Source organism: Bifidobacterium sp. ESL1118 (assembly GCF_058505595.1).
Genome location: NZ_CP196371.1, coordinates 310,620 through 329,658, shown reverse-complemented (window position 1 = coordinate 329,658; position 19,039 = coordinate 310,620). Strand labels below are relative to the sequence as shown.

15 protein-coding genes and 1 tRNA gene are annotated in these 19,039 nt (G+C 56.6%); 8 read left to right on the top strand and 8 right to left on the bottom strand.

Annotated features, from left to right (window positions below; translation table 11 throughout):
• Nucleotides 1–106 precede the first annotated feature (106 nt).
• Nucleotides 107–2,833, bottom strand: a complete 2,727-nt coding sequence (gene clpB, locus ACSYSS_RS01230; protein ID WP_491703715.1) for an ATP-dependent chaperone ClpB — start codon at nucleotides 2,831–2,833, stop codon at nucleotides 107–109.
• Between the two features lie 258 nt (nucleotides 2,834–3,091).
• The gene (locus ACSYSS_RS01225) at nucleotides 3,092–3,538 is read right to left on the bottom strand and encodes a hypothetical protein (RefSeq protein ID WP_491703714.1); all 447 of its coding nucleotides are present in this window, start codon (nucleotides 3,536–3,538) and stop codon (nucleotides 3,092–3,094) included.
• A 63-nt stretch (nucleotides 3,539–3,601) separates the two neighbouring features.
• Between ACSYSS_RS01225 and ACSYSS_RS01220 the strand changes: the two genes are divergently transcribed.
• Nucleotides 3,602–3,751, top strand: a complete 150-nt coding sequence (locus ACSYSS_RS01220; RefSeq protein WP_491703713.1) for a hypothetical protein — start codon at nucleotides 3,602–3,604, stop codon at nucleotides 3,749–3,751.
• A 192-nt stretch (nucleotides 3,752–3,943) separates the two neighbouring features.
• Here ACSYSS_RS01220 and ACSYSS_RS01215 read toward each other — a convergent pair whose 3' ends face one another.
• Nucleotides 3,944–4,213 carry a hypothetical protein gene (locus ACSYSS_RS01215; protein ID WP_491703712.1) on the bottom strand — a complete coding sequence of 90 codons (270 nt, stop codon included), beginning with the start codon at nucleotides 4,211–4,213 and terminating at the stop codon, nucleotides 3,944–3,946.
• A gap of 123 nt (nucleotides 4,214–4,336) precedes the next feature.
• On the opposite strand from ACSYSS_RS01215, the gene upp reads away from it, so the two are divergent.
• Together upp and ACSYSS_RS01205 are read left to right on the top strand one after the other, a co-directional pair.
• Nucleotides 4,337–4,975, top strand: coding sequence for a uracil phosphoribosyltransferase (upp, locus tag ACSYSS_RS01210; RefSeq protein WP_491703711.1), 639 nt, complete (start codon nucleotides 4,337–4,339; stop codon nucleotides 4,973–4,975).
• Nucleotides 4,976–5,311: 336 nt separating this feature from the next.
• On the top strand, nucleotides 5,312–6,208 hold the full coding sequence (locus ACSYSS_RS01205; protein ID WP_491703710.1) for a YwiC-like family protein: 897 nt from the start codon (nucleotides 5,312–5,314) through the stop codon (nucleotides 6,206–6,208).
• 46 nt (nucleotides 6,209–6,254) lie between these two features.
• On the opposite strand, the gene fni is transcribed toward ACSYSS_RS01205, so the two are convergent.
• The 4 genes from fni to glf all read right to left on the bottom strand — a co-directional run bounded on the left by fni (nucleotide 6,255) and on the right by glf (nucleotide 12,953).
• Nucleotides 6,255–8,900 (bottom strand): type 2 isopentenyl-diphosphate Delta-isomerase, encoded by a 2,646-nt coding sequence (fni, locus tag ACSYSS_RS01200; protein WP_491703709.1) that lies wholly within the window; start codon nucleotides 8,898–8,900, stop codon nucleotides 6,255–6,257.
• Between the two features lie 139 nt (nucleotides 8,901–9,039).
• Entirely contained in the window at nucleotides 9,040–10,182 is a 1,143-nt protein-coding gene (gene mvaD / locus ACSYSS_RS01195) for a diphosphomevalonate decarboxylase (RefSeq protein WP_491703708.1), read from the bottom strand.
• 31 nt (nucleotides 10,183–10,213) lie between these two features.
• On the bottom strand, nucleotides 10,214–11,368 hold the full coding sequence (gene mvk / locus ACSYSS_RS01190; RefSeq protein WP_491703707.1) for a mevalonate kinase: 1,155 nt from the start codon (nucleotides 11,366–11,368) through the stop codon (nucleotides 10,214–10,216).
• A 409-nt stretch (nucleotides 11,369–11,777) separates the two neighbouring features.
• Nucleotides 11,778–12,953 carry a UDP-galactopyranose mutase gene (glf, locus tag ACSYSS_RS01185; protein ID WP_491703706.1) on the bottom strand — a complete coding sequence of 392 codons (1,176 nt, stop codon included), beginning with the start codon at nucleotides 12,951–12,953 and terminating at the stop codon, nucleotides 11,778–11,780.
• Between the two features lie 263 nt (nucleotides 12,954–13,216).
• Between glf and ACSYSS_RS01180 the strand changes: the two genes are divergently transcribed.
• The 3 genes from ACSYSS_RS01180 to ACSYSS_RS01170 all read left to right on the top strand — a co-directional run bounded on the left by ACSYSS_RS01180 (nucleotide 13,217) and on the right by ACSYSS_RS01170 (nucleotide 15,506).
• A tRNA-Ser gene (locus ACSYSS_RS01180) sits at nucleotides 13,217–13,301 on the top strand.
• 90 nt (nucleotides 13,302–13,391) lie between these two features.
• On the top strand, nucleotides 13,392–14,261 hold the full coding sequence (locus ACSYSS_RS01175; RefSeq protein ID WP_491703705.1) for an HAD-IIA family hydrolase: 870 nt from the start codon (nucleotides 13,392–13,394) through the stop codon (nucleotides 14,259–14,261).
• 465 nt (nucleotides 14,262–14,726) lie between these two features.
• A complete protein-coding gene (locus ACSYSS_RS01170) occupies nucleotides 14,727–15,506 on the top strand; it encodes a TetR/AcrR family transcriptional regulator (protein WP_491703704.1) in 780 nt (259 codons plus the stop codon).
• A 68-nt stretch (nucleotides 15,507–15,574) separates the two neighbouring features.
• On the opposite strand, the gene ACSYSS_RS01165 is transcribed toward ACSYSS_RS01170, so the two are convergent.
• Nucleotides 15,575–15,736: a hypothetical protein gene (locus ACSYSS_RS01165; protein ID WP_491703703.1), complete on the bottom strand. Its 162-nt coding sequence runs from the start codon at nucleotides 15,734–15,736 to the stop codon at nucleotides 15,575–15,577.
• A 235-nt stretch (nucleotides 15,737–15,971) separates the two neighbouring features.
• Here ACSYSS_RS01165 and ACSYSS_RS01160 point away from each other — a divergent pair, with 235 nt between their 5' ends.
• Nucleotides 15,972–17,489 (top strand): MFS transporter, encoded by a 1,518-nt coding sequence (locus tag ACSYSS_RS01160; RefSeq protein WP_491703702.1) that lies wholly within the window; start codon nucleotides 15,972–15,974, stop codon nucleotides 17,487–17,489.
• An 821-nt stretch (nucleotides 17,490–18,310) separates the two neighbouring features.
• Nucleotides 18,311–18,892, top strand: a complete 582-nt coding sequence (locus ACSYSS_RS01155; protein ID WP_491703701.1) for an endonuclease domain-containing protein — start codon at nucleotides 18,311–18,313, stop codon at nucleotides 18,890–18,892.
• Nucleotides 18,893–19,039: the final 147 nt, after the last annotated feature.

Here is a 19,039-nt window from a genome sequence, read left to right as displayed (position 1 = left end):
GGCATTTTTAACTTTGGGCTTTTGAAATTCTCTCGAAAAAGTGCTCACAGAACGAAATGCGGCCTAAATTCAGAAGAATTCAGGCCACATTCATGCATAATCGGCATCACTGCTGGGTGCTGCCTGCACTGCTTCCAGAGGCACCAGAGCCAGCGGAATCCACTGAAGCGCCGCCGTTCTCTGCACCATTTACGTCGCCTTCATCGTCCTCGGCATCTTCCGCCAACGGATCAGGCGGCATGACGCTGAGTTCCAGGTGCTCTCCGCCGGTCTGGTCCACCAGCACCGTGTCGCCATCATGCACTTGGCCGGACAGCAACATGCGCGCCATCTGATCACCGACTTCAGTCTGCACAAGCCTGCGCAGAGGCCGGGCACCGTACGCCGGGTCGTAGCCGGCATCCGCCAGCCATGTCTTGGCTGCCTTAGTGACCGAAAGCGAGATGCGGCGGTCAGTCAGGCGAGAAGCAACCTGCTTCACCTGAATATCGACAATCTCCCCAAGCTCCTCACGGGTGAGCGGGTGGAAGATGATGATCTCGTCGAGCCGGTTGAGGAACTCGGGCTTGAAGTGAGCATGCGCAGCATCCATCACGGCTTGGTGCTTCTGTTCTTCGTCAAGGTCGTCCTGCACCAGGAACTGGGAACCCAGGTTCGAAGTCATGATGAGGATGGTGTTCTTGAAGTCCACTGTGCGGCCCTGGCCATCGGTCAGGCGGCCGTCATCGAGCACCTGCAGCAGCAGGTCGAAGACCTCGGGGTTCGCCTTCTCCACCTCGTCGAACAGCACGACGGAGTAAGGACGCCGGCGCACGGCCTCGGTGAGCTGGCCACCTTCCTCATAACCGACGTAGCCAGGAGCTGCGCCGATGAGCCGAGAGACGGAAGCCTTCTCCATATACTCACTCATGTCGATGCGCACCATGGCCTTCTCATCGTCAAAGAGGAAGTCGGCGAGCGCCTTGGCGAGCTCGGTCTTACCCACACCCGTGGGTCCGAGGAACATGAACGAGCCGGTGGGTCGGTCGGGGTCGGAGATGCCTGCACGACTCCGGCGCACCGCATCGGAAACGGCCTGAATGGCCTCTTTCTGACCGACCACGCGCTTGGAGAGGAAATCCTCCATGTGCAGCAGCTTCTCGTTCTCGCCCTGCATCAAACGGCCGACGGGAATGCCCGTCCACTCGGAGACGATGCCCGCCACCGAATCGGCATCCACATGGTCGGGCACCATCGGCTCCGTTTCCTGCCCTTCGGCATTTTCCTCGTCCGCTGCCTGCTCGGCCTGGTCGAGTTGCTTCTGGATGGCTGGAATCTCACCGTAGAGAATGCGACTGGCCTGCTCCAAATTGCCATCACGAGTGAACTTATCGGCCTCCACCCGCTTGGCATCCATCTGGGCACGCAAATCTCCAACCTTGTTATGGCCGGCTTTCTCCGCATCCCAACGGGTCTTCAAACCTCCAAGTTTCTCGCGGGTGTTTGCCAACTCACCCTGCAGTTTCTTGAGCTGAATCTTGCTGGCCGGGTCCTCGGCCTTCTTCAGCTGCATCTCCTCCATCTCAAGACGTGTCTCACGGCGCTGTAATTCATCGATTTCCTCGGGCTGTGAATCCAATTCCATGCGTAGGTGCGCCGCCGCCTCATCGACCAGATCAATGGCCTTATCGGGTAGTTGGCGACCTGTGATGTAGCGGTTCGAAAGCGTGGCGGCTGCAACGAGCGCGTCGTCGCCAATGGTCACCTTGTGGTGGGCCTCATAACGCTGCTTCAACCCACGAAGGATGGCGATGGTGTCTTCAACGCTCGGCTCGCCCACGAACACCTGCTGGAAACGACGTTCCAGCGCGGGGTCCTTTTCGATGTTCTCGCGGTATTCGTCCAGCGTGGTGGCGCCGATGAGGCGCAGTTCACCACGGGCCAACATGGGTTTGAGCATGTTGCCCGCGTCCATGGAGCCTTCGGCGGCGCCGGCACCCACAATGGTGTGAATCTCGTCAATGAAGGTGATGATCTCACCATTCGCGCTCTTGATTTCGTTCAAGACGGACTTCAGTCGTTCCTCAAACTCGCCACGGTACTTCGAACCGGCCACCATCGAGCCCAAATCGAGGCTGATGAGGCGCTTGTTCTGCAGCGTGGTCGGCACATCGCCTGCGACGATGCGCTGGGCCAATCCCTCCACCACCGCGGTCTTGCCCACGCCCGGCTCGCCGATCAGCACCGGGTTGTTCTTGGTGCGGCGCGAAAGAATCTGCATGACGCGGCGTATCTCCTGATCGCGTCCAATCACCGGGTCGAGCTTGCCTTCGCGGGCTTGGGCGGTGAGGTCGGTGGAATACTTCTCCAGCGCCTTATAGTTACCCTCCGCGTCTGCGCTCGTCACCTTGGCACCGCCACGCACCTTGGGCACAGCATCACGAAGCGCCTTGGCAGTGACGTTGTGCGAGGTAAGGATGCTGGCTGCCTCATTCGGCGCGGCATCCACAATGCCGATCAAAAGATGCTCCGTGGAGACGAACTCGTCGTCCATCTTCTTCATCTCTTTTTCGGCTTCGCTCAGAGCTTGACTGAGCTGACGGCTGGCATCCGGCTGCGAAGTGGACGATCCGCTGGCGCTCGGCAGCTTGACCAAAGCGTTGCGCACTTCGGCGCCAATCGACTGCCTGTCACCGCCTGCGGCTTCGATAAGCCCCGGCACCACGCCGTTTTCCTGACGAAGCAGCGCATCCAGCAGATGCAGCGTGTCAACCTGCGGATTGCCCGCGGCCGCGGCACTTTGAATGGCGTCGCCAATGGCCTCTTGAGCCATGTTTGTAAAGTTCTGTTCCATGTTTCCTCCATGTTCGCCCGCATCGGCCCCTGCCTAGCCACCCAACAAAACTTGACCGAGGCATTAGACGCGGTAATTACGTATCTACATCCGTCAACATCGAACAATCAGAAGTTATTCCCAAAACTTGAGTGTACATAACTCAAGTTTTTGTACATGACTCCATTTCTTTTACTTGGGAACATACCACGTTGACGACCATGAACCATCATCCAACTGCGAAGAACGAACATTCCGTGGGCACATGCTGTAATCGACTTATGCCACGGAATACATAAAACGGGTGAGACCTATGGCTTTCCCGTACCCTTCCACCGACTTGTTCGCTTCAGCCACGGCCGTGTTGAGCTGCGCGGCCTGACGCTCCTGCTCCACCCTGCTGGCATGGGCATCCACGGGCTCGCTGACTGGTTCGAAATGCAGGCGAATACCGTCCCGGGCGAAATTCAGCGTGCACAGCATTGCGCCGGAAACATCGAGATGAGGGTCAGCCTCGAAACAGTCAAACCCCGAAATATCCCAGTGATTGCTGAACGGGCAGTCGCTGCCGTTATAGTCATATTTTCCAGCCCAATATGCAAAAATGGAAAAGTAGCGATTGTATGTGCGAGATTTGCGCCGGCGATACTTGCCCGGCTGACATATGAAGGTGATGGAAACCGGGAGCCGAGACTTGCGCACGTGGATGATTCTCAGGTCATACATCAACACTGCCTGATGGAAACAGCGCCATTGCGTCGCTGTTCTGGATCCGTTTGATTTCCCAAGTTGCTTCAGCTGCGCTGCATCCGACCCAACTCCGCCGTCGGCAGCATCCCCGTCATCGTCGACTTCACCGACACTGCCCTCATCCTCATCGTCCCATCATCAAACGTGGCCCAGGTGTCGCAATGCGCACACAACCGACGCAAACCATAACGCTTGCAGATCTTACGGGCATCGTAAAACCGAGAACCAGGACGGCAGAACGCGTATATCACCAAAGGCAGCAGTCCCGCGAAAACCACTAGACAGAGCAGTGCCATGGCATAAGCCATAGATGTCGGAATGCAACGATGTCACGTCCCCGTAACCCTGCTGCCACACCCGATGCCGCGAAAAGTTCAATCACTAGGCACCCCAACCGAATCCACCAAGGACAAGGACGAACAACAGCGTCATCTTCCAACCAACGATTGCAGTGTGAAGGCACGTAATCGGACGGATGGGTGCACTGTCAGCCTCAACGGCCCTAACGCCGTAAGAAAATTGCGAAGCGGAATCTCCAGAAACATCACCATAGTTGCCAGCGGTGCCATGGCCAGCATTATCGGATGACTGCTGAGAGGTAAAATCCTTCTGCGCAGGCGTACGCTTACCCCACAAACCCGTACACGCCATTATGCATGCCAAACGCGACCAAAACAAATGACTCATGCCGCTAAGACATGTCTGCGCTCCCACCGCACTGCCCGTTGGGAGCGAAACCACAGGCCGGCCACGCTTTGAGTTAGAATCAGAACCATGCAACTTCATGTATTAGATCACCCGCTGGTGGAGCACAAGCTCACCGTACTGCGAGACAAGAACACCCCCTCCAACATCTTCCGCGAGCTGGTCTCAGAGCTCGTCACACTCGAAGCCTACGAAGCCACGCGCAACCTCGACGTTGAGGACCGGCAGATCGAGACCCCGATCTGCACCATGACCGGCAAGCACCTGGCAAGCCCGCGCCCCATGGTGGTTCCGATCCTGCGCGCAGGACTGGGCATGCTCGACGGCATGACCAAACTGCTGCCCACCGCCGAAGTCGGGTTCCTGGGGATGCGCCGCGACGAGGACACGCTCGACATCATCACCTATGCCAACAGGCTCCCCGAAGACCTCACCGGTCGCCAATGCTTCCTCTTGGACCCGATGCTCGCCACAGGCGGCACCACCATCGCCGCCACACACTACCTGGCAGAGCGCGGCGCCAAAGACATCACCTCCATCAACATCATCGCAGCTCCAGAAGGATTGAAGAAGGTCGAGGAATCCCTTGACCCAAGCATCGACTTCAAGGTCGTGGTGTGCAGTGTAGACGAAAAACTCAACGAGCATGGTTACATTGTTCCCGGCCTGGGCGATGCAGGCGACCGTCTCTACGGCCTTATCGACTGATGTTGGCTGAGTGCTCGTTCAGTGGGTACTTTTAACAAGTATTCAACGAGTCTCAGGAATGGCGGGTTTCGCAATCGTTAGAAACTCGCCATTTCTGATTTCCAGTTCAATGAGGATTCGAGGAAAGATACCCACTGAACGAATAGTGATAAAGGTTGAATTCTGATTTCGTTGGGATTCAGCCATGTTGTTTCGGGATTCCCTTCGACGCCTCCGGCAGTCTGCCTATTGGACCAGCAGTCACCACCCATCAAGACCCACAACCGCTTGATTCCCCTTGAACAACCTTCAAGAAACACCCTCTCTCTCGCATTGTTTTTGAGGCACAATAAGGTCATGCAGCAAAACCATCAATCCACCGGCAAGATGAAACGTTGGATCCCCGACCAGCCCGGAGCTTGGTTCATGGCGCTCGGCCCGGCACTGGGCGGCTTCGTCATCGGCGGACCGACCTGGAAGGGCTTCTGGCTGCTTGCGGCGTGGGCGCTATGCTATTGTTTCCAATTCAGCACAGCGCGGTATCTCGCGGTGCTGGCCCATCGCAACGCCTACGCCCGCGGAATCGGCAAATCGAGCGTAGAGCCAACCTCCAGCGGCAAAATCGCCGTAAGAAACGCCAGCCAAAACCCTGACCAATCCACCTCGCCGCGCGCCGCACAGTTTGCCGCACGCCTACACGAATTCGCCGTGCCCACACTGACATATCTGGCCTTGACAGCGCTAGTGGGCATTCCGCTGATCGTTGCCTCACCGACGCTACTGAACTGGGCCGTTCCACTGCTAGCCCTAGCAGCACTCTCATTTACAGCCGCCTACACACGCAAGGAGCGCACACTCTGGGGCAATGCGGTTTCCGTGGCATGCGCATCCCTTATGTGCCTCATCTCGTCTGGCTTGGGCAGCAAATCCTACCCTCAATCGCTGCCGACCACGGTGATTGAAGCAACGCTAGCCTTTGCAGCAAGCGAATACGCATCAGTGCTGTTCGTCAAAACCATGATCCGCGAATACGGAAAGAACCAGTATTACGCTCTCTCAGTCATCTATCATCTGGGATTGGTATCGCTTGGGTTTGCCGCACACCCGCTCTGGGGAGCCGTGGCATGTGTGCTCCTCGCCAGAGCCGCCACACTGCCGAAAATCTCTCATCGCCTCAAGCCCGTGTATATAGGGCTGGTCGAAGTCGGCACAAGCTTGATGAACTGGATCGCCATCGTATACATCTGCATCTGATCGTGCAGCTGACGGCATGACGGCGACAACTTACAGCAACCGCAACTCACCCTTCAATCGCATTGCTTCCAGTTGCCGCGCCATATGAAAACCTTCTGGCCAACGCAGGCAGGTTGACCCCAAGTTGCCGAGCATGCTCAGCCGTGGGCCCACAGACCAAGATATCGGTGTGCCGCAAATCCGAGATGGCGCGGGCACCAAGCAACGACATCAACGAACGTATCTGAGCCTTCCATGACTCGATTTCATCAATAAGCGCCTGCTCTCCGCTCTGACTCAACGTATGGAGGAAATGCCCCGAGACACCCACGGCCTGCGCGCCCAACGCGAGTGCCTTGACCACGTCAAGAGGATTGCGCACGCCGCCGGAGGCGAGCACTACAGGAGGAACCAAGCCATCTGCGCAAGTCGGCCCAAGCACAGACGGTGCCTGCATAGAGGTGGGTGCCGATTCCGCTACGGGAACAGCGTTGGCATCGGCCTTGCCCGTAGATACACCCTCGCGATCATCGGCGATCTGCAGCAGACACAACACCGTGGATTGACCCCAGCCGGCCATGTAACCGTACTCATGGAGCCGACGACGTTCATTTTCAATCGCCGCGAAATCCGTGCCGCCCCGCCCACTGACATCAACTGTTTGCACACCCAGTTCAGCCAGCTTCCGTACGGTCTGCGGGCTCATGCCAAAGCCGACTTCCTTGACCACCACGGGCACAGGCGAGGTTTCAACGATACGGCGTATGTTGCCGGGCCACGCACTGAAATCCCGACTACCCTCGGGCATCACGGTTTCCTGCACGGCATTGAGATGGATCTGCAACGCATCGGCATGCAGCATGTCGATTGCGGCCAAAGCCCGGTCGACCTGAACCTCCGGACCGATGTTGGCGAACACGAATCCGTTTGGATTGTGCTCACGAATCGTGGTGAAGGTGGGCTCGAGCACGGGTTCACGAAGCGCGGCGCTCTGCGAACCCGTGGCCATGGCCAAGCCAGTGACCGAAGCCACGTGCGCCAGGGATGCGTTGATGGACCCCGCCCTTTGAGACCCACCGGTCATGGCATTGATATAGAAGGGCTGCTCCCATTTGACGCCGCAGACTTCGGTGGAAACATCGAGCGTTGAGGGGGAAACACTCGCCAAGCTGTGGTGCACGAAGCGAACATCGTCAAAGGCATTGCCCTCTTCGGACGCATGTTGGGCAAGGGCGAAACGAATATGGTCATCCTTGCGATTGGCCCCGGAGCCTTGTGCATAATCATCGGTTTTTACAGCAGCCTGATATCCTTGCGTTTTCTCAGAGCCCAAACGCTCTGGAAGCCACGTACTCAGCTCCATCTGAGGAGCAGTGACATCCAAGTCAAGCGGCAGAATGCCGTTTTCTCGCCATAGCCTGAAAATCTGTGAAACTTGATCGTCGTTGCCCCCGGCCCCCGACCGTGGGCCGGTTCCAGCCGACACAATGGCTATACCACAGTCACCGCCCCCGGCCCCCGAACTTTTTGCTGCGGCACCTTGGGCATGGGCAATGTCGATGAGCTTGACCAGTTTTGGGGTCTCAATGATTGTGCCAGTGAACTGTGAAAGACCGTTCAGCAAATCACGTGCCCTGTCGATTCCAGCCATCACCGACTTCATGTCGGCATGCGTCAACGCCTCGGCGAGCGCATCCACACACTCGTCACTGGCATGGAGAAAATCATGGTAACGCCGCTCATGCTCGGCGGCACTGTGTTGCTGCACCTGGCTGACAAGAGCGGAGGTCGAAGCGGGGTTACCGGTCCAACCCACCAACAGGCGCAATGCACGCTGCCCGCCCTTGGCAGCGGTGCGGGCTTGGCTCTGCGAGCGTTGTGATCCTTCCAGGCCGTGAGCGTCCTGCAGGTCTTGATCGTCGCCAAAAGCGCGGATCCTGCTTATGGTCAACCCCGGCCACGGCATGTCAATAAGATCCGCAAGCCGCACATTTTGCAGACGCTCGGTGACCCATTGCCTGTCGACAGCAGTGAAACGGATGCAACCGCCGAACACACTCGCTGCGATGTCCCCGCCGGACCCCACCTTCTGCGCACGACTGGCAGCGGCAAATGCGAGCTTATACAGTTGCAGGGGTGCCAGTGAAAGCCCATAGAACTCGCTAAGCGCCCGCACCGTGGCAACAGTGACCGCGGCAGACGATCCCAAACCATACTTGCGCCCGGAGGCATCGTCCAATTCGCTGTTGATGTTCACATCATACGTGCGCAGAACCTGTCCTTTGACTGCAGCAAGCTCCTCCACGGCGTGGATGGCCGCGAGCACGAAGGCCGCACCGGGCTGTTCCACATCCGGCACGACTCTGTCGCCGCGCCTTCGCCATGTCACCGATGCCTCGGGATGGCCTTCGGAATGGATGCGCCCCACCGTTTGTGCACCATCGTCGAGTGAGGTTGGCTCGCCCCCGGTTCCCGGCAACCGCGCAACACCGCCAGCCACTTCACCCACATGCACAGTGAGCCAACGGTTCACGCCGACCAGGATCGCAGGGTGCCCCTGCTCCACAACTGCATACTCCCCCGCTATATACAGTTTCCCCGAAGCTCTTGCCTCGGTTTCGCTCGGCAAACCTCTGGTTTGGCCAGCGGCAGGCTGCCCGCCCGCTGCAGCACGGTCCACGTCGCCCTCCACAATATTCCTGTCAACGCCCATCAAATTCCAATACTTCCTTACACCAAGCCCAATGCCCAAATCCATACATCATCATAGCCGAACCAGATTTCGCTTTCCAACCAAAGACATGGCATCCATATTCTCTTATAGCAGCTTTTAAAACCGGCACGACGATGGCTCACAGCAAACCGTTCTCCAAACGCACGCCATGGCCGGGCAGATGCACCGAAACGGCGCAACCGGGCACGCGGTTGCGCAATTCATCGGCCACCGACTGCGCATCGCGCGCGTCGACAAGCACTTTGACGTTCGGCCCCGCATCCATGGTCGACCACGCCCCAAGACCAGTCCTGCGAATGCCCTCCACCGCGTGCAGGGCCGCCACGGACTGCGACAGCCAATAAATCACCGGCGGGCGGGCAGTCATAATCGTGGCATGCATTCCAAGCGAATTCGCCTCGGTCACACGGCCGAGACGCTCAATATCACCCGTCTTCACAGCCTCCAAAGCCTCGTCCAGGTCGGAACGGCACGAGTCAATCCACGCTTCGTACAATGGCGAGGTGGCCACCGTGCGACGCATTGCCTCACGGCTGGAAACCGGCTTGACACCCTGAGAAACCTCCACGACCACAATCGCAAGGTTCAGGCGTGAGGAGTCCACTGGCTCCGCGTACGAGCTCTCGTCGCTGTCTCCCGCGTGCCAGAGCGACAAACCGCCAAAGATCGAACGACAGGCGGAACCGGAACCACGGCGAGCCAGACGAGAAAGGCCACGAGGAGAGAGGCTGAGGCCTGCGGCGTGCGTCGCTGCAGCTGCAAGGGCTGCGAACGCCGAGGCTGAGCTGGCAAGACCGGCACCGTACGGCACAGTGTTGGCGGAAACCACGTGGGCAGCGGCATTCGAGGGCATACCGGCCATCTTGCGCACAACATCAAGAAACTCACCTACCCTAGTCAGAGCCTTGCCGTCCTGTGCCTTGCCGTCGATGGTCAGGGTGTCGCCAGCGATAATTACATTGCCATCGCCGCCGATTCCATTCGATGTAATGCCAGAAGGTCGTGCATCCACACCGCTCCCCGCTGAGTCGCCATCATCCTCAATGAACTCAACGGTAGTACGCGTGGAAAACCCGTCCAATGTGAGCGAAAGACTTGAGGCCCTGGGAATGATGAGATGTTCATCCGCCTTGCCCCAATACTTAATCAGCGCTATATTCGCATCCGCACTGGCAGTGGCGCACATGGGTGAAACCGGGGAGCGTCGGCCCTCATCGCCTTTCCCAAGACGCCTGGAGCCCAAAGAGTCGCCGCTTGTCATACCGTTCACGTTACAGAGCCTACCACTGCCCTCAGCGTGCAAAAACAGCCTGCGCGGAAACCTTCGACGATTGCGCCGATTCCGCCGGCCTCACCACAGAACGCGCCTTGGCCTCACCGTCACCACGCAGTGAATGAATCCACGCATCAGCCGCACCTTCACGAAGCAATGCATCCCGCACATGTGACGCCGTGGCCTTGTTCCCCGTAAGTGCCACCAGACACCCGCCTAAGCCGCCTCCGGTCATCTTCGCCCCGTCAGCGCCGGCTCCGCAAGCCACACCGACCAATCTGTCGACCACAGGATGGCTCACCTTCAGTTGTGCAAGCAGCGCGTGGGCGCGATTCATTCTCTTGCCAAGCTGCACAACGCCACCCTCGGTAAGGTCATGCTGCGAACGGCGTGCCAAGCCACCGAGCTCATCCATGATTCGTTTTACACGGTCGCCGTTCTGCTCGCTCTGCCGGCCCACCAACTCAACGGCCTCACGCGTGCTGCCTACAATGCCTGAATCGGCAATCACCAGATAGGCGTCCATGCCGACATCAAATTCATTGAAAGAACCGGACTCATAGGTGACAGCCGATGTCGAGCATGTTGTCACAGTATCGAGCCCCGACGGCTTGCCATGCGTGATGATTTCCGCCTTCTGCGTCAGCTCCAGCAGCTGTCTGCGACTTGCCTTCACACCACAGGCATCCAAAATGGCTCGGATGATGGCTCCAGCCGAAGCAGCGGAGGAACCCATGCCTCGACTTGCCGGAAAGCTGCAATCCGTGGTGATGTCAAAATCCAAATCAGTGCGGCCTGCGAACTGACGCGCCACACGAACCGCCTGCTCAACGCCACCGAAGCGGGAGCCGGCCTCGCTCAGCGGACCTGAATAGTCGAGCGCATGCAATGTGCCCCCCAGCTGATGCTCCTGACCAACCCCGCAATCGGAGAGGCCCGAACCGTGACCGGCGCGTGCCACTGGCCTGGCCCAGGCACGCATCTTCAAATGGCGCAACGGCAAGGCGACCGCCGGATAGCCATAGACCACAGAGTGCTCGCCCATCAGGATTGCCTTGGCCCATGTCTCTCCATAACCCACATCAGTGGAGTGCCCAACCACGCTCAGCGTTGCACCGTTGGCTCGACTGCGTATTTCGGCCGCATTGGATGCATCAATCGCACTGGGCTGCATGAGAATCCTTCCATATGTCCACACAAATGGCCGCACATCACAGCGCCCGCCATTTCTTCCTCAACTATCTTCAGTGTACGGACACATATGTGAATCTGACGCAAAGAACAGTGAAAGTTATGCATGGATTGTGAAGAGATTGTGAAGATAAGCTGGCAAATACACAAAACCATTTCGCTTCATCTCATCTTGCAAATCTCTAATCCAATAAACAGCCAATAGTCACTCATTAATTCCACAATATCAACCAGCAACCACCCGTTCATTCACTCCGTGAGCACTTTTTAATGCAGCTTCAGGTCATAAAAACAGGAACCACGAAATACCGCGGTCCCTAAAACCATCTCAACACAAATACGCAAGAAAAGTGCTCACGGAATGCCTTCACAACGATTTTTGCCCGAATCAATCACCTAAGCAGCGGTGAGACCTGCTTTTCGTAGGCAACCAAGGCGCTGTTGATGACCTGATGCATGTCGTAGTAGGCATACGTGCCCAAACGACCGCCGAAAATGACCTCTGGCTCAGCCTTTGCCTTGTCGGCATATTGTTGGTACAGCCTGCGATCGGCCTGGGTGTTCACCGGGTAGTATGGCTCGTCTTCACGACTGGCAAAACGGCTGTATTCCTCCCAGACCACGGTCTTATTGGGGTTCTGGCTCTTGGCACGCTCCGGGTTGAAGTTCTTGAACTCGATGGCTCGCGTATACGGCACATCGGGGTCCGCATAGTTCATCACCGCTGTGCCGAAGTGGTCGCCCTCGTCGTAGCGGCGTTCCTTGAACTCCACAGTGCGCCACTTGAGGTCGCCCAGCGCGTAGTCGAAGTAACGGTCCACCGGGCCGGTGTAAACCACCGGCACACGGCCCACGAGCGCCTTCTTGTTCCACGGCTGGGACTCGTCGAAGAAGTCCACCCCAAGGCTCACCTTGATCTTCGGATCGGCGATCATGCGCTCCATCCAAGCGGTGTAGCCGTCAGTTGGCAGCCCTTCCCAAGTGTCCTTGAAGTAGTGGTTGTCGTAGTTGAAGCGCACCGGCAGGCGCTTGATGATCGAGGCGGGCAGGTCCTCCGGGTCGGTCTGCCACTGCTTGGCGGTGTAATTCTTGATGAACGCCTCATACAGGGGACGGCCGATGAGCTGAATGCCCTTGTCGTTGAGATTCTGCGGATCGGTGCCGGCCAGCTCGCCGGCCTGTTCCTCGACCAGGGCTCGTGCCTCGTCAGGCGTGTAGTGCGCATGGAAGAACTGGTTGATGGTGCCCAAGTTGATGGGCAACGGGTACACCTCGCCGTCATGGGTGGTGTAGACGCGATGCTGATAGTTGGTGAAGCTCGTGAAGCGATTCACATAGTCCCACACGCGCTTGTTGGAGGTATGAAAAAGATGCGCACCATACTTGTGAATTTCGGCCCCTGTCTCTTTATCCATATAGGAGTAAGCGTTGCCGCCGATATGGTCGCGCACGTCGACGATGCGCACCGTATAACCGTTTTCTGCGGCCTGCTGCGCCACCGTAAGCCCAAATAACCCAGCCCCTACTATCAGCAAATCTGGCATATCTTCATCGGCAATTCTCACCATGTATTCCTCTGTGTTACCTGCACCCATTACATTCACTTCCCTTTTGTATTCGAGTGCCCTTGCGGCGACTCAGCACATTTGTTTCTACTGTAGCGTAAAACCCCCTCACCGTCATATAACCCTAATTGACGAATCCACCCAACCGGCTTCCAAGCTTCGTTTGCGACACATACAGGAAGATATGCGGTTGCAGAATTCGCCGGGTCATGATAGTTTAGATAGGTTGCTTGTAGATACTGATAAAAGGTATCATAAGCACTGCAGGAGGATTCGCCTAGTGGCCTATGGCGCACGCTTGGAAAGCGTGTTGGTGTAACAGCCTCGCGAGTTCGAATCTCGCATCCTCCGCTTGACGCCCCACAATACTGGAGTATTAACGATTCCGAGTTTATTTATATTCGTACCGGCGATGGTCCAAAGATGATGTAGGCTTAGAGCATGAACGAAGAAACAGAACAACACATCAAGGCGTGGCTCACCGACATGGACGGTGTGCTGGTGCACGAAAACGAGGCACTACCAGGCGCGATAGACTTCATCAACGCATTGAAGAAAGCAAAGACACCGTTCCTAGTGCTCACCAACAACCCAATCTACTCCCCGCGCGACCTGAGCTGGCGGTTGCACAACTCCGGCATTGACATCCCAGAAGAGAACATCTGGACCAGCGCCATGGCCACCGCGAACTTCGTGGCCCAACAGATTCCGCATGGCCGCGCCTACGTAGTCGGCGAAGCAGGCCTGACCACCGCATTGCACGAAGTCGGTTACATACTTACCGACCGCAACCCCGACTACGTCATCATCGGCGAGACGCGCAACTACTCGTTCGAGAACCTCACCACCGCATTGCGTCTCATTCAACACGGCGCACGATTCATCTGCACCAACCCGGACTACACCGGCCCCTCCAACGATGGCGATCTGCTGGCAGCGGGCGCGGTGGCGGCAATGATCCAGTCGGCAAGCGGCTTTGAGCCGTACTTCATCGGCAAGCCGAACCCCATCTTCTTCCGCACAGCCATGCAGCACCTGGGCGCACACAGCGCCACCACAGCGATGATCGGCGACCGTATGGACACCGACATCAAGGCAGGCCTGGAAGCCGGAACCGAGACATTCCTGGTGATGACCGGCATCTCCACGCGCAAATCCGTAGACAAGTACCCCTTCCGCCCATCGCATGTGGTCAACGGCATCTCCGACCTCATCCCTTACGTGGCCAGTGGCATTCCTGCTGCTGAGATTCCAGCGAACGCTGGGGCCAAATCATGCAAGACGAAGAATCAAACGACGGCAAAGGCATAAGCCACAATAGGCACCAAGGATTCCGCGTTTTGCACTGAAATCGTGCAAAACGCGGAATCCTTTCATTCAAAGAGGATTTTGAGCAATTTTCGATGAGACGAATTTCCGAATCGCTGGGAAATGACCTTTTTATTTCTGTACTTCCCCCATTGTTCGGGAAAAGTCTCTCTCAACAATCAACAGGAATATAGATCGCTCTTTGTAGTCTCCAATTGAGGTGAAATTGCTTGAATTGGTGGAAGAGATTTGGCGATGTGGCATTGGCAGCACGTAGTACTGCTCACTGTTGCCGACGTTGCCGACGTTACCATGACGAGCCAGGATTTACCGTTGCAGTGGCAGAGACAGGAAAAAGGGCAATGACAACACGCCTATATACATACCGACTGACGGTATGTATAATGAAAACACTTGATTCCTCAAGCACCCGATATACCAATAGGTCCAGTGCAAGGAGGCCGACAAATGGCACGTAACGCTCACCCCGAGGAGACGCGGACGCGCATCCTCGACACCGCCGAAGTGCTTTTCGCCTCGAAAGGCTACGCCAACACCTCGGTGCAAGACATCGTCGATGCCCTCGGCAACCTCTCCAAAGGCGCCATATACCACCACTTCGATTCGAAGCTCGACATTCTCCTGGCGCTCAACGAACGCGACAACGCCGCGTCCGAACAGCGCTTCGAAGCAGTCATGAAACGCACCGATCTCAATGGCCTGCAAAAGATCCAGGAGAGCCTGCGGGCCGAAATCAGTGATACGCATCATCAGCAGCAGATCCAAGCCTTTGCACCGGTGCTGGGCGACCCTGAGAACTTTCTCGTCAATGTGAAGAACTGGGCCACCACCGTACCCCAGGAAATCTATCTGCCGCTGATTCAGGAGGGCATTGCCGATGGCTCCATCACCACCGACTACCCCGAGGAAGCAGCGCAACTGCTGGGCCTGATGCTGAATCTCTGGTTCCTGCCACCAGTGTTCAGCGGCACCCGTTCCCAGACCAAGCACAGGATGGAATGTCTGGCCGTCATGCTTGAGTCCATTGGCGTCCCGGTATTCACCGTGAAATTGGTGAACGATGTGGCCGATTTCTACTGCACGCTGGGTGAGGATGGGAATGCCGCCAACGCAGGCAAGGGCAACGTTGACGCACTGCTCAATGACCTTCACGAGAAAAGCAAGAAACGCAACGGCGGCATGGATGCGAAAGACGAGAAGAATGTGGAAACCGGGCAAGGGCAATGAGTGGCGCGGGAGAACCACAGCCCTCCCCCTGCGTCGGATTACAGGAGGCCGTACTGGCGCTGCCGCTTTTATATTGCCGTGCTCCCCTGCCGAAAGTCGATAGCGGCCAGAGAATTTGTCAGACCCGTAGCGGCGAACCGCACGCCAATCGACGGCACTGCGAAACCGCGCAGAGGCTTGCGCTTCATACCGGGCAGGGCAATGAGATCCACAGCCCTGTATTGGCTCAAATCCCATTGTGCTAGGCATTACGCCAATCACTACATCACTTATTGCGCCAGCCCTTACGCCGATCGCTGCTCACTCATTGCATCAAGCAATGCCAACGCTTGGAAACAATGCCAGCATGGCGCTAAACGCCTGATACTCATGGCATAAGTTCCTAGGTACGCCGTTTATGAGGCTACATTATTTTTTAATTTACATACCGTCGGTCGGTATTAATAAAACAGGAGGAAACTAATCATGTCAAACTCAACACTGAACGACGCTGAGCCCAACGCAACCGCAGAAGCCGACGTTCCAGCAACTGTAGAAGCAGACTCGCAACAGTCGGATGGATTCACTGCGGCAGCTCCACGCCAACCCCAATCAGCCGCACCACCTGCACCGCGTGCATCAGCCGCACATCACTCATCTTCCACACAGCCTACACCAGACAAACATCGTCCGCCAACCACACCAACCACAACATCCATGTCAGCCAAACATCGCTCTCCCCTACTACGCCCTAACTTCATCCTGCTCATGGCAGGCCAGGCATTCTCACTGTTCGGCAACACCATGCTGCGCTTCGCCCTGTCGATGTGGGTGCTCGACAAAACCGGTTCCGCCACCGTCTTCTCTTCGCTGCTCTCAGTTTCAGTGCTGCCGACCATCATTCTGAGCCCGTTCGGCGGCATGATCGCCGACCGCGTAAACCGTAAGGTGATGATGGTGGCGCTCGATGCCGTGTCAGCGGTTACCGTCGCCATCGCCATTCTGGGTTTCGACGTGATGGAGACCCACACCATCCCCGCCATCGCCTTACTGCTCATTGTGCTGTCAGTCCTCGATGCGCTGGAGTCGCCCACCACCAGCTCCGCTATCCCGCAGATGCTCGGCCGCAGCGATGAGATGGTACTGCGCCAGGCCCAAGCCACTTCCAGCCAACTGAGCGCCATCATGCAGATCATCCCCACCTTCGCAGGCGGCGCGCTCTACGCCGTCCTCGGCATCCGCAGCATGATGGCCATCACCGCCATCTGCTTCTTCGTTACCGCAGGGTTCGAATGCTTCATTCGCCTGGCCGATATCCGCAAGGCACGCGGCGAAGCCCTCGGCACCCCTATCAACGACCTCAAGGACGCCTTCGGCTTCATCTTGCGAAACAAAAATCTGCTCAAGATCATGCTCTTCACCGCTGGTCTCAACTTCTTCCTCGACGGTGTCTCCGCGGTGGGCACGCCGTTCATCATCCGCAACCTGCTGCACTTCGGAGCCGACGTGTACGGCTACAGCGACGGCATTCTGAGCATAGTCTCGCTCCTCGATTCCTTCCTCACCCTAGCGCTGGCGGCAAAGCTCACCGTAGGGCACATGCCGCTAACCATCGGGGCCGCAGCCGCGTTCTTCCTTCCCATCGTTGTGGCATTCGCCCTGCCTGTGGGCAATTGGGCCAGACTCGTAGCATTCGTGGCCTCGTGGTGCCTCATCACGCTCGCCATCGACTTCACCAACGTGATGATGGGGCCAACCATAATGGTGATCATCCCCAACGAGATGATGGGCAAGATCGGCGGGTTCTCCAGCACATTCGCCATGTGTGCCGCACCGTTGGGACAGATGGCCTATGGCCTGCTCTTCGACCATGTACACGTCTCCATCATCATGGCTCTTACCGCCGTGTGCCTCTTCGTGATGGCAATGGCTCTGGCCCCCACCGCTCGCCAACTCGACACCCAGATGAACAAGGCAAGCAAGGCCGTCGCTGCCAAGGCCTAGAGATGGCTCTAGCAGCGCCCCTGACCGAAGCCAAAATCCAGATGAAACCGCGGGTCAGGGTCGACTGAGCCTAAGGGCCATTCACCGAGAAACACTCCATTAGGTCGTCACCAAAGACCCAGTCCCTCGCATAAGTCTCAAACACCCATCTAGACCAACCCATCGGCTGCGGTCTAAGAGCCCGGCCAACACCTCAACTCAGCCTTCGACCAGTAACCGCCATCTACAGAGCCCCCTGAAGAACGTTTTCATTCAGAGGGGACTTTTTCTGAGCTTTTTGCGGAGACCAAAATCAACTTCGTTGGAATACCGCCATCTATTTATTCAGTCTCTCGTCTTTTCTCACAAAAAGTCCCCTCTGAACAGGTTTCCTCATTCTCATAAGCATTCAACGAGCAATATAGAAAACATTCAAGCTCATGTATGCACAATTTGTCTTTCCTGTCAAAGACTTATCCACATTTTCTGCCACGACACACCGATAAGACAGGCATTCGACCACAATGCCTATTCAAACTCGATTGGCAAGCAGACCACCGCTACTCTCGTCATTTATGGATGCACCTAACATAACCGACTCAAATTTCTTCACTCTCGCCCAAGCGCAGAAACGTGCAACCGCCACGCATGCGGCGTGTAGAAGAATAGCCTGCCACTCCCACCACACATTGATTTTCAGCCATTTCACGCTCCTTGCCCTCCGCGGTCTTTGCATCCATCTAAATACCAGTCTTTCTACGTCGGATTTACATACAACAGTCGGTTCATACGCTGAAAAATCACGAATCAAAGGACTACGAATCCATGTGTGGAGAGGGCAAATGACACACACCATGATTGATGAGCAGATTGCCGGCGTCTCAGTGGAACAGGCCGTATGCCAAATCGCACAGTTCACAGATCTCGACTCACTAGTGATGACCATGGATTGGCTGACATGCCACAATGAGAATCTGCGACAGACAACACACGAGAATCTTGCGGACTATGCTGCAGACCTCGGCAGATTCACTGGCTCACGAAGATTCCATTCCGCACTTACGCTGAGCATGCCAGGCACTGATTCCCCACAAGAGACTCTACTGCGACTACGCATTCTTGATGCAGGGTTGCCCTGCCCTCAAGTCAACTACGAGATTTCGGATCCTTTAGCGCGATGCATCCATACTGTCGATATGGCATATCCATCCAAACAGATCGCCATTGAATACGACGGTGCCTACCACTACACCATGGAGCGTTGGGACTATGACATCCACAAGCGCAATAGGCTTGCAGACATGGGTTGGAAGGTATTCACCGCAACGAAAACAGACTTCAAAAGCCCGAGCGCGACTGCAGCATTCATACGTATGATTGGCAATGCTCTGAGCCATCGACAATGCAGACTCGCAATGTATTGAGCTGCAGAATCACCGTCAAAAACAGCTCATCAGCGCTTACTCATCCACCAAAAATGACGCAACCTGCTCAATACATAGAAATAATTCATTCCGTGAGCACTTTCGCATCGCAAATGCCGTGCAAGAGCAAACAGCAATTTTAAAGAA

Bases quoted from the DNA above. Each gene is read 5' to 3' on its own strand.
- ACSYSS_RS01160 (WP_491703702.1), top strand. From the start codon at position 15,972: ATGTCAAACTCAACACTGAACGACGCTGAGCCCAACGCAACCGCAGAA.
- fni (WP_491703709.1), bottom strand. From the start codon at position 8,900: ATGGGCGTTGACAGGAATATTGTGGAGGGCGACGTGGACCGTGCTGCA.
- mvaD (WP_491703708.1), bottom strand. From the start codon at position 10,182: ATGACAAGCGGCGACTCTTTGGGCTCCAGGCGTCTTGGGAAAGGCGAT.
- ACSYSS_RS01155 (WP_491703701.1), top strand. From the start codon at position 18,311: ATGACACACACCATGATTGATGAGCAGATTGCCGGCGTCTCAGTGGAA.
- ACSYSS_RS01175 (WP_491703705.1), top strand. From the start codon at position 13,392: ATGAACGAAGAAACAGAACAACACATCAAGGCGTGGCTCACCGACATG.
- upp (WP_491703711.1), top strand. From the start codon at position 4,337: ATGCAACTTCATGTATTAGATCACCCGCTGGTGGAGCACAAGCTCACC.
- ACSYSS_RS01215 (WP_491703712.1), bottom strand. From the start codon at position 4,213: ATGGCGTGTACGGGTTTGTGGGGTAAGCGTACGCCTGCGCAGAAGGAT.
- mvk (WP_491703707.1), bottom strand. From the start codon at position 11,368: ATGCAGCCCAGTGCGATTGATGCATCCAATGCGGCCGAAATACGCAGT.
- ACSYSS_RS01225 (WP_491703714.1), bottom strand. From the start codon at position 3,538: ATGTATGACCTGAGAATCATCCACGTGCGCAAGTCTCGGCTCCCGGTT.
- glf (WP_491703706.1), bottom strand. From the start codon at position 12,953: ATGGTGAGAATTGCCGATGAAGATATGCCAGATTTGCTGATAGTAGGG.
- ACSYSS_RS01170 (WP_491703704.1), top strand. From the start codon at position 14,727: ATGGCACGTAACGCTCACCCCGAGGAGACGCGGACGCGCATCCTCGAC.
- ACSYSS_RS01205 (WP_491703710.1), top strand. From the start codon at position 5,312: ATGCAGCAAAACCATCAATCCACCGGCAAGATGAAACGTTGGATCCCC.
- clpB (WP_491703715.1), bottom strand. From the start codon at position 2,833: ATGGAACAGAACTTTACAAACATGGCTCAAGAGGCCATTGGCGACGCC.